At 56.3% G+C, this 10,141-nt stretch carries 13 protein-coding genes; 1 reads left to right on the forward strand and 12 read right to left on the reverse strand.

What is annotated here, in order from left to right; all coding sequences use genetic code 11:
* Positions 1–86 precede the first annotated feature (86 nt).
* The gene (locus tag ACQ5BM_RS30220; protein ID WP_429819226.1) at positions 87–1,682 is read right to left on the reverse strand and encodes an Eco57I restriction-modification methylase domain-containing protein; all 1,596 of its coding nucleotides are present in this window, start codon (positions 1,680–1,682) and stop codon (positions 87–89) included.
* Between the two features lie 10 nt (positions 1,683–1,692).
* Positions 1,693–2,325, reverse strand: coding sequence for an N-6 DNA methylase (locus tag ACQ5BM_RS30225; protein ID WP_429819228.1), 633 nt, complete (start codon positions 2,323–2,325; stop codon positions 1,693–1,695).
* A 192-nt stretch (positions 2,326–2,517) separates the two neighbouring features.
* On the opposite strand from ACQ5BM_RS30225, the gene ACQ5BM_RS30230 reads away from it, so the two are divergent.
* Positions 2,518–3,267, forward strand: a complete 750-nt coding sequence (locus ACQ5BM_RS30230) for a DUF5131 family protein (protein ID WP_429819230.1) — start codon at positions 2,518–2,520, stop codon at positions 3,265–3,267.
* On the opposite strand, the gene tcmP is transcribed toward ACQ5BM_RS30230, so the two are convergent.
* From tcmP to ACQ5BM_RS30280, 10 genes are all read right to left on the reverse strand, one after another.
* Positions 3,264–4,412, reverse strand: a complete 1,149-nt coding sequence (tcmP, locus tag ACQ5BM_RS30235) for a three-Cys-motif partner protein TcmP (protein WP_429819232.1) — start codon at positions 4,410–4,412, stop codon at positions 3,264–3,266. The two genes, ACQ5BM_RS30230 and tcmP, sit on opposite strands and share 4 nt — an antisense overlap.
* A 286-nt stretch (positions 4,413–4,698) precedes the next feature.
* A complete protein-coding gene (locus ACQ5BM_RS30240; RefSeq protein WP_429819234.1) occupies positions 4,699–5,478 on the reverse strand; it encodes a hypothetical protein in 780 nt (259 codons plus the stop codon).
* A gap of 68 nt (positions 5,479–5,546) precedes the next feature.
* A complete protein-coding gene (locus tag ACQ5BM_RS30245) occupies positions 5,547–5,810 on the reverse strand; it encodes a DUF982 domain-containing protein (protein WP_429819236.1) in 264 nt (87 codons plus the stop codon).
* A gap of 8 nt (positions 5,811–5,818) precedes the next feature.
* The gene (locus ACQ5BM_RS30250) at positions 5,819–6,670 is read right to left on the reverse strand and encodes a hypothetical protein (protein ID WP_429819238.1); all 852 of its coding nucleotides are present in this window, start codon (positions 6,668–6,670) and stop codon (positions 5,819–5,821) included.
* Positions 6,671–6,765: 95 nt separating this feature from the next.
* Complete coding sequence (locus tag ACQ5BM_RS30255; protein WP_429819241.1) at positions 6,766–7,164, reverse strand: GIY-YIG nuclease family protein; 399 nt, start codon at positions 7,162–7,164, stop codon at positions 6,766–6,768.
* Between the two features lie 192 nt (positions 7,165–7,356).
* On the reverse strand, positions 7,357–8,067 hold the full coding sequence (locus ACQ5BM_RS30260; protein WP_429819243.1) for a hypothetical protein: 711 nt from the start codon (positions 8,065–8,067) through the stop codon (positions 7,357–7,359).
* A 135-nt stretch (positions 8,068–8,202) separates the two neighbouring features.
* Positions 8,203–8,664 (reverse strand): hypothetical protein, encoded by a 462-nt coding sequence (locus ACQ5BM_RS30265; protein WP_429819245.1) that lies wholly within the window; start codon positions 8,662–8,664, stop codon positions 8,203–8,205.
* An 81-nt stretch (positions 8,665–8,745) separates the two neighbouring features.
* A complete protein-coding gene (locus tag ACQ5BM_RS30270; protein ID WP_429819246.1) occupies positions 8,746–9,222 on the reverse strand; it encodes a hypothetical protein in 477 nt (158 codons plus the stop codon).
* Positions 9,219–9,413, reverse strand: coding sequence for a hypothetical protein (locus ACQ5BM_RS30275; protein WP_429819248.1), 195 nt, complete (start codon positions 9,411–9,413; stop codon positions 9,219–9,221). Before ACQ5BM_RS30275 ends, ACQ5BM_RS30270 begins: the two co-directional genes overlap by 4 nt.
* Positions 9,414–9,545: 132 nt before the next feature.
* Positions 9,546–9,857: a hypothetical protein gene (locus ACQ5BM_RS30280; protein WP_429819250.1), complete on the reverse strand. Its 312-nt coding sequence runs from the start codon at positions 9,855–9,857 to the stop codon at positions 9,546–9,548.
* Positions 9,858–10,141 lie beyond the last annotated feature (284 nt).

Raw genomic sequence — 10,141 nt, forward strand, 5'->3', positions numbered from 1 at the left:
CGGCGTGCGCCGCGTCGGCAATCGCATAGGCGTAAATGCGCGGGCGCGCTTCCGGCTTGGGTGTGAGAATTTCCTCTACGGTGGGCTTATTCACGATCCGCTCCCATCGGGCGGATCATCTGTTCGATAAAGGCGATCTCGGTTTCGTTGATGTCATACTTTTTATAGAGAGCAACATCGGTCCAAGTCTGGTTCCACGGTTGGACGGGAACCCAGCGATACATACCCCGGAAGACGTGTTGGGCTGGCTTTCGAAGGGACACAAGGAACCGCGCTAGTCTTGTCTGTAGATATGCTTCGACACTCTCGGCCTCCTCCTTTGAACTCAGGGGACCGGCGGCGAGATAGGTTTGAGTGCATACAGACCCCGGCTCACCGATTATTGACGGACCTAGCACCACGTCTACACCGCTTCTCTCTCGCTCACGGCCAGAGCCAGCGACGGGGAGAAACAACTTCCAAACGTCAATCAAGTGCGCGTTCTTGCTGATCGCCTCGCGGGCCATAGCGCCACGGACTCTTTTTGTTCCGACGTTGGCATAGAGAAGCACCTGCGCATCATTCGGCATCTCATCCCGAGCATAGTCCGTAAAATTCGTCGCCAATCCAAAAGGTGTATCTCCGCTGACAAGCTCCTCGAACGGTCGCTCCCCAGCCGCCAACACCTTGTGCAAAATGTCTACCGCCCGCTTGTCACGCACGAAGACATCGAACTCGTCTAAGGCGCGCGGATAAGGCCCAATAGTCGCGCCATTTCGGTGATAGGTGCTTTCGCATAGCCCAGGATTGTCGCGGTTCCATAGGAAGTAGCAAATTCCGCCCCCGATGCCCATGGTGGGAAACGCATCCTTGGCGTTCTCGTAGTCAACGAGAGTGCGGATGCGCTGGTCGCTGAGAAACTCGGCGCGAAACTCGCCAAGCCCGCGACCACCAGCCATCCACCTTGATGGAATAACCATACAGAGGAATTTCGGCTCCAATCGCACGGCTTGCTGGACGAAGAGTTGATAGATTGGGGAATCATTGGTCCCACCGCCGCCACCCGTACTTTGATACGGTGGATTTCCGATAATTACGTCGAACTGCATGTCGGCTCCGAATAACTCGCCAATGCGAGCCTTGATGTCGTAATTGTGAATGAACGCATAGGCGTGGGTCTCCAGCCCTTCGCCCCGATCAAGGGCCTCCCTGCTGGCTCCGCAAAACGCGCATCGGCCCTTATCCCAAGAGTGCTCGGTGCGCTCGAACCAGATATTGCCTTCATCGCTGTCGAAACTCTTGGCGACAGAATGTTCGCCATTGGCGCGTTTCGAGCAATAAAGGCTGCGCCTCGCCATCAGGCTGGTCAACCCGCTGATGCCGATGCCGAATATCTGCCTCGTCAGGATATGATCGACCCGTGATTGCAGGTCCGGGATTTCCGTCTCCAGCCCTCTTATCAGCCGTCCGGTAATCTCCCGCAGGAACACGCCCGATTTCGTGCAGGGGTCAAGGAAACGCGCCGAACTGTCGGCCCAGATGTCCGCTCCGCCGTTGCGTGCGGCCCATGCTTCGGCCAGCGTGTCGAGCATCCGATTGGCGAACTCCGGCGGCGTGAAGACTTCGTCGTTGGAAAGGTTGGCGATGCAGGTCAGAACATCGGGGTTGCGGCCCCGCAATGTAAACCCGGCCTGTTCGTTCATGCGGCTCCCCCTAAATGTCCCCGCCCGCCAAATCGCGCACCGTCATCGGTGGATATATCTTAGAAGGTGTAAAAATTTCGTGCTTCCCGAGATGGGCGAACAACGAGCCTTCTGCGCTGAAACTCCCCATGCCCGTCAGCACATCGAGTCGGAAATCGCGCCGCTGGAACTTACCCTTTCCGAGATAGCCCCATTCGACCACCCGGATCGGCGCGCCTTCCGTGTCGCGCATGGTCATCGCATCGCCATGAACGAGATTGAGCGACAGCACGAAAGACGCGGCGTGATAGAGTTCGTCCGCCTCATCCAGATCGAGGTAGTCGGCGAACACCTCCATCATGTTCGCACGGCATTCCGCGATGTTGTCCGCCAACAATTCGATCCCATAAGCGCACATCAACGCCAGCAGGGCGTAGTGACGCTTCTCGAAATCGGACTTCCCGAATTTCAGCTCCACGGCCGCGAGCTTACGTTGCAGAATGGGAACGAGAAAATTCCCACTGCCGCAGGCAGGTTCCAGAAAGCGGGAGTCGATGCGTTCGGTCTCGCCCTTAACGAGATCGAACATCTTTTCGACCAACCACGGCGGCGTGAACACCTCTCCGTGATCGGCAACGCGCTTTTTGGACTTGATTAGGTTCATTGGTAAATACTCGGCCGTAGAGCTCGTCATCTCGGCAATAGCTTGTGGAGGCCAGCGGAGCAAGCTTATGGTCTCTAGGCAGCGACTATGCCGCTTCGATTCATATCCTACATGGCCGTTGGCGCATGGGGTGGTCCTTTACAGCTTTGTTTACTAACCGTGATACACTCCGGGGCACCTCGGGAGCGCATGATGGCAGAGACGACTATCGAATGGACAGATGCAACCTGGAATCCGGTCGCGGGTTGCTCGATCATGAGTGCTGGCTGCACAAACTGCTACGCCATGCGCATGGCGGCGCGTTTGGAAGCGATGGGCGTCGAGAAGTATCGTGGCCTGACACGGAAGAGCGGCGGCCGCCCAAAGTGGACTGGTGCGCTCTATCTCGATGAAAACGCCCTCCAAATTCCCAAGACATGGTCTCGGCCACGGAACGTCTTCGTCAACTCCATGTCGGACCTATTCCATCCGGATGTCCCGGTCCACTTCGTCCACAAGGTTTGGTCCGTCATGGCGGAGACGCCTCGGCATACCTACCAGATTCTAACAAAGAGACCGGACAGAATGGCTGCCATTCTGCAGGATGGTTTCGATGTGCTGCCGAACGTTTGGCTCGGTGCAAGCGTAGAAGATGGCCGGGTCGTTCATCGCCTGGACGAATTAAGGCACGTCCCTGCAGCCGTCCGCTTTGTATCCTTCGAACCGCTTATCGGCTCGGTTTCCGCAGGAAGTCTCAAAGGCATCCATTGGGCCATCGTCGGCGGCGAATCTGGCCCAAAGGCACGCCCCATGAGCCCGGCGTGGATCGACGAAATCTTCGATATGTGCACCGATGCTGACACCGCCTTCTTCTTCAAACAGTGGGGAGGGCATAATAAGAGGAAAACCGGGCGCTCCTATCGTGGCAGGACGTGGGACAACATGCCCGCAATCGCGGCCTAAGGTCGTTCGATCCGATCCGCGTCGTCAGGCTTACGCCGTCTTGACCCGTTCAAGCGCCAAGTTTCCTTGATTTCTCCAGCCTTTCCAAGCTCCGCACATATATCTCTGGCGTCAGTTTTCCTAAGCATGAACTTATCGAGCATCGGCGGCCAGATGTCGGAAAATGGCTTCGGACAGCTTGGCAACTGCTCGCGGAGCCAGTCCTTCGCCAGAACCTTGATGCTCGCAATTTGAGCTTCCATCGAGACTTCCGCCAAGGAAGCCATTTCATCCGCGCCGAATAGTGCGATCTGCCCCGTCTTGCTTTCCCGGATAACCTCGCGAGCTGCTGCGCGACGCATGCCGTGATCCTTGAGAGCCGCATATTCGACATCACGATAGGCCGCCAACCCCTCAGGGCTTCTCGTCCCATAGACAATGTGGAAGTGAGTACGATCCGACATTTTTTCGATAGGGGTGCTGAGGACGTATTGGAATTTTCCGGCATTCCAAAACTGCTCGGTGAAGAGACCCATCAGGGCTTCTTCTCTTGGCAATGATTGATCGAGGCGCTCCTTCCAGTTGGCACCGAGAATTCCGTCGAACGACGCCAGCGTTGCGGGGTCCGAGGAAGCGGTGAATCGGTTGACGAAGTCGAACATGAAGTTGAGAAGCACTTCACCTGGGGCGTGCTCAAAAATCGGCTTTACCTTGTCGAACTCGTAGCCAGTCCATCCAGTCGGATCGATGAACGTGAGAGCAAACGAATTGGCCATTGTCTTTTGGATTTGACCGACCGCGTTTTCAAACTTCCCGTTGAACGTTTCGATAAAGAAATCATTCGCTGGATCGTGATGCGGTGCCACCGCTGCCTGAAGTTGGGCAAATGAATCCCGATTCTCTTCAGAGAAGAAGCACTTAATGCGCGGTTGCTTCCCCGATTGGCGGACCTTCGCCTGCGCATCCTTCAAGACTTGGACCGCGATCATAAAAGACGAGTCCGAGTGATCCGGCGTCTTTGACTGCCAAGGCCCTGAGAAACCGTCAATGTAGGCGAGGGTGCCCCAGCCTCCATGAAGGGTTTTAAAAGCCAGTGTCTGCAGGTATCGCCGCAGGATGAAATGCTTGGCTTCAGTCTGCTCACGGCCCTGATACACGTGTGTCATTGACGAATCCCGGCTTGGTATTTATCTCAACCTAAGACTGATACTTGATTCCGCCAATACACTCCCGAGTAAGGCGTCTCCTTTTCCCGAATTTATCTACGGGCCGACACTGCGAAGACTTGCGCCCGCCCTTCCAGCGGCGGTTTTGCAGGATTGCTGAGGCTCTTGTTGAACCTAAGCGCCCCTCGGTTCCGATCACTCCTATGCCCGTTTTCACGGCCTGAGTTCCGATAACATTCCTTATCGGTAGTCAGAACGGGCGGCGATCGAGGACGGCGAAAACGCCTTATCGCCAAGCCGTGTCGCCCGCTTGCCAGTCGGCAACCTCCTTGCGGAAGTCGGCCCCGCAGATGAGCTCCACGCGATCAAGGATCGCAAAGCGGGCTGGAGGGCCAGCCAGATAGTCGGACGAGTCTTCCATCTTTGTCAGGTCGGGACAGAGCTTTTCGGCGTTGACGCAGCCGTTTTCGATCAGAAACGCCACCATATCGTCGTCGCCATAGGTGCCATGCGGCCCCTCGCGACCATGAATGCCGCCGTTAAAGATAAACTCGGAGGCGCGCATTCCCGACCTACAAGCCAGTGCGACCGTGCGCTTGTCGCCGTTCTCAAGAGCTTGATTAAACCGCGTCAGATCAATCGAGAAGCCGCGCAGATCGTCCGTATTTTCGGCAATCTGTGCCGTGTTGTCCGCGATCTTCACCGTCTCCTGATGAATGTCGCCAAGCTTGCTAACGAGCTTGTCTTGCGCTTTTTCGATGATCGAGAAACGGGAGGCCAGATAGCCAGTATCGCCCTCATTCGGGCCGCTGGGCTCTTGCGTCAGGAAGAACAGGCTAAGCGTGGTCATGATCGCGCCAACCCCGAGCAGGCCCTTGGTGATGTCGCTGCGGATGCCTAGCGTAGCAGCAGCCAGAAAGCCGAGGACGAGAGCAACAACGCCCGCCATCACGCCGTAAATGTTCGACCCTGCGAGAGGCGTTGCAATGTCATTGCAAACCCCGATAAGACCACCAATTGCCCCGAATGACAGATATTTTTCCAATGGCTGCAAGAACGCGCGCATAGACCTACCCCTTTTTAAACCCAAGGTGGTCTTAGCAATCGGCAGTTAGCCGATGACTAATGGAAATACTAAAAATCAGGGCCGAAATCGTCACCCGCCACGTCAAGGCCCGCCTCGTGCGCCGCCTCGATAAACGCCGCCCTAGCATGTTCAGCCGTATCGTCCTCGCCACCCTCCAAAACCGCCGAGCAGACCATCAGGGCCGTCACGTAGGCATCGCCGTCGGTTTCAGCGGGCCACTGGTGCATCAGGCAGTTCGCCAGATCGTAGACCGACGATAACGTTTCGAAGTTACCCCAATGGATTTGGAGAGGGACAATCTCCACGGACATGTCCCTACTCAAGGAACTCTCTGATCAAACCGACGAAGCAGCAGTCTCGCGGTTATCAGGGTGATTTGAAGTCGGAACGTCGCATCCTCTTCTTCGGAAAGGCCTGCGTGACCGCCATGTGGATGCAGCCTGCTCATCAACCCCTGAATATACTGGGGTTTCTGATTGTTCGCGTTCCACTCGTTGTAGTCTTCCAAAAGGAACGGGGGCTGCACCGTGCCGAGGAAGTCGCGCTTCAATTTGCTGTCATCCTTACCGGAATAGCCTAGCTTGTCCGCTATTTCGTCCAGATAGCTTTCGTACAGTTTCCGAAGCTCGCCGTTCGCGGACGACCACGCTCCACGCTCAAATGCTGAGAGCGCCAACCTAAGGTGTCCTTTGGCGACCGAAAAACCGTGCCGATCCAGAAGCTGGACGACTTCACTTTCGGCTTCACGGAAATCCAGTTCGGGGACATCGGCAGGAAGCATCCGGGCGAGCGTCCTTACCTTTTCCATGCGTGGGAACATCCCGCCACGCGATAGCACCTCTTCTTCTGTCTCGATAACTTCGAAACCGTCGAACCGGAGGCCGGAAACCAGCTTTGTCCAGCTGTCCTCGTTACGCCTTCTCTCGTTGAGTTCTAGCGCCAGGTCGATCAATGCCCTGCCAAGAGGAACGCGGCCGACTTTCGTCATGACCTCCAAATCCTCGTCCAGAGCTATCCGGGCCAGCGCTGCGACACGGCCTGATTTGCTTGAGGCATTGCAGCGGCCGGAAATGCCCCATTGGGCTTCGAGAACCTCCATGTCGTTATGCGAATTAGCTTCCCCGACAAGTTGGCACGCTGCGACTATCGTCATTCTGTTGAAGTTATTCATAAGCCACCTTCGCCGCCTTCAGGATATGAGAATTGATCCTTCTCTACGGCGAAACTTCAACCTAAAGTATTTGACGAATGCAAGCGCATTGCTGCTCAACCCGCGCTCCGCATATTCCACGGGAGGGCGTATTTCTTGATCAGGCCAAGCTCGAGGCCCGCGCTACCGTGGACGGGCAGGCCATTCCACTCCAGGTCGGGTGGGATCGCTACGTAGATTTCAATCGAAGCGCCGGCCGCCAACAGTTCGTTCTTAATGAGGGCGTTCAACCGCTGGCTTGTCCGCTGCGTAATTCCCGGCCTGCCGTAGAAATACAGGCGCTTGGCAATCCCCATCGTCGCGACCCCGACATACACGGCAATGGCGTCTTTCACGAACGCGTAGACGCCGACCTCTTTGGGGAGGGGAACGTCCACGATCAGTTCCTCGGTAGGCGAGAACATCCAGCGGCCCGCAGGGACAAAGCCTCCTTCGATCAGCACGGACAACGGCAATGGAGGTTTCGTAGTAGGGGAGGGCGCAACCCATTTCTGTCTGACCGTCGGCGCTGACAAGGGATTGCCTCTCTTCAGAACGTTGCGGGCGTGCTGGTAACGGATACCCAGCTGTCGGGCTATCTCGGCACCCCCTCCGCGGCAAGCGCTCGAATTCGCGCAGATGTTGTCATCTCGTCCATCGCGACTGTCCTATCGCCTCCGGAACCGCCATTTGAGGCGCTCTAAAAGCCCCGGCTTTGTGAAGTCTGCAATCTCGGTGAAGTAGTAGGGGGCGTCCTCGAAAAGCTGGTTTCGCTCGCCGTAGAACAGCCTCTCGTAAGGCTCTCCTCCGAAATCGAAATGACAGTAGAGGTGCGGCTTGTTGTAGTAGTCGTCGCCATCTGGGTTGAACGATTCGATCATCTCGTAGGGGACCGCTCCGAGTAGCAGAACCTTGATTGCTCCAGCCGGGGGACTGGACGTGTATTCCTTCCAGCCACTGGCCTCCTCGTTCACATAGGTCCACCGCAGACCCAGCAAGACCCCGCGATCATAGGTTCCCATGAAGCCGACGCGAAACCACGAAGAAATGCCCTTTTCCTTCTCATCGGTGTTCGGATAGTCATCGACGCGGGCCACGTCGTGGACGATCACATCAGTTCGGTATTTTTCTCGAGCAGCCTGCAGGAAATAGTCTTTGAAGATCGGCCGCCACTTGTCGCGGAGCTCGATTTTCCTTTCCGGTGTCAGAACTCGGCCCTTCTTATCGAAGATTGGGACGTAGTTGGAGGCAATGCCGACGGCCCCGAGGATCAGGCCGATAGCGGGTTCAAACCCCGGCTCATAGTAGGTCCATAGCCCACATCCAATGAAAGCTATCCAAGAACCACCCTGGACGACAGAATTTCTGAAGAACGACATGCCCCAATCCGTATGCCGCGCGGGTTCACCTGTCGAATGGCGGCGAATCACTTGATTATAGGAATGTAGCTGAAAGCAATCATTTCGTGCGGCGTCGGAACCCACGTATTTTCTCGGGGCTTACATCGCGCCTGTTCAGGCAGGCAAAATCACCGTTTTCGGCACATCGATCGAATTCAGCGTTTCGAACCTGTGCCACGCTTCTCGGAACTGTGGCTGATCATACGCAGACGGCTGGAGCCAGATCGACGCCGCGCCCGTCCTGCTTTTTGCCGGATCGCTGTGGTGGCAAAGCTCCTTCACTTCATTCAGCGTCATGATGAAGCAGACCGGGGCCTCGGTTTTGGCTTTGATCGTGATGATCCACCAATCCGACCTCAAGTTGGCGAGATTTGTACCAAGCCCAACGGGATCACGCTTCGTCAGTCCTTTACTTTGAACTCCGAAGAGGATCGTCTCACTGTCGTTTGCGCAAAACAGGTCGCTGCCTTTGGCATTTCTGGAGGTCAACATGACGTTCCAGCCCCTGCGCGACAATTGCCACGCGGCGTAGTGAGAGGCAGCGTTGCCCGTGACCTGTGATGACTTAACGTCCATGCCTGCACTCCCGACTGCTTTGCGTCGTCAAGTGCTATCCGAGATTTCTAAATGTTCGCCTTACAACTCGGGTTGCCGGATTTATATCCTGCGCTGAGGCCCATTTGGAGGGCTATCGACGCCTTCCATGTCTTCGTAGATTTCTGCCATCAAGGCATTTCGCTTGTCCTCGGCCTCCTTCAAGGCCAGCACGTCCGCGAGGCCGATCCCTACCTGGCCGTCGATCTCGCGACACAAGAGACGCCCCGCTCTGATACGGCGCTCCAATAAAACGAGATCGATGCCGAGGATTTCGGCCGCTTCCTCCGGTGTAATCAGGCGAGCAAACGCAGGCGGCGGGCCGGCCGTTCCGAGCAGCCGTTCTCCATTGCCGAATTCGTCCTCAAGGCTCTCGATCAAAGCCCGCTCGTCGTCCGTCAGGGTGTCTTGCCAGACAAACCGCCAGTTGGCCCGATACAGCGCCCATGCGGTCTCTCGATCGATGGGAGCCGTCTTGCTCCTGTTCCAGCATAGGCTCTCAAGGCCGGGGAAGTCGGCAGGCACGATCTCAGCTGTCATGTTCCTACTCCTGCTTCCCAAAGTTCCTTTTTCTCGATCTCGCAGCAGGCGAGACATAGCCGACGATCCGGCAGATACTTGTCCTCGCCGTTCACGACTTGCTGGCCGATCTTGAGGACGACTTCCGACGGCTTGCCACAACGCTGGCAAGGGCCGCGGTCATAGGGGCTGCCTTCGAAAATTCGGGCCATCGGTTATTCCGTCCTTTCTTGCCGCGTTCGCTTTCCTTCCCTTATCGGGCACCGAAAAGAGGACTAATACAAGACCCTCTGCCATCCGAGAAAAAAGCCCCGGAAAAACCGGGGCTATAGTTTTTGCTGTCTTCAGTTTAATTCGGCCTGCTTGTCGGCCTGCTCAGCTATGTCCACCACATGGTGCCAGAGGAACGCATCGATGAGGTAGTCGGCATAATCCAACTTCATCGGCAATATCCCGTCACGGCCGCTGGCTTGCAGCATTTGAAAGAAATGGTTGTCGATGTAGTCGCCGGGGTCCCACAGTTTCCGGGTCAGGTTTTCGTTCTCGGGTTCGATCCGATCGATGACCTTTTCGAAAACCCGGTTTGCTATCTCTATGAGGGCGGCCCTTTGATCTCCGTTGAGGGGCAACGCTTCGATTACGGCATGGGAATCCATGTCGATATCCTTCGAGGATTTGGCGGGAATTGATCATCAGCATTTTCGGATCGCCAACCGATGCTGGTTCTTAGCTAGCGGCCTGATATTCCATGACGCCAGGCGGCCGCCTTATGCTCACATGCGCGAGCGTAGGATATGCCGGGCCGTCGGAAACGCAAGCGGCCCTGAGATTTACTCACAATGTTCGCGGCTCAATCCAGATAGTAGACCTTCGTGCGTTCCGGCTTATTGGCCTTGAGGCCATCCAGCTCGCAGCTGAAGACGGCTGCATATTGCCGGAC

Origin of the sequence: Ensifer sp. B1-9, from assembly GCF_050474445.1 — a bacterium.
Lineage (GTDB): Bacteria > Pseudomonadota > Alphaproteobacteria > Rhizobiales > Rhizobiaceae > Ensifer.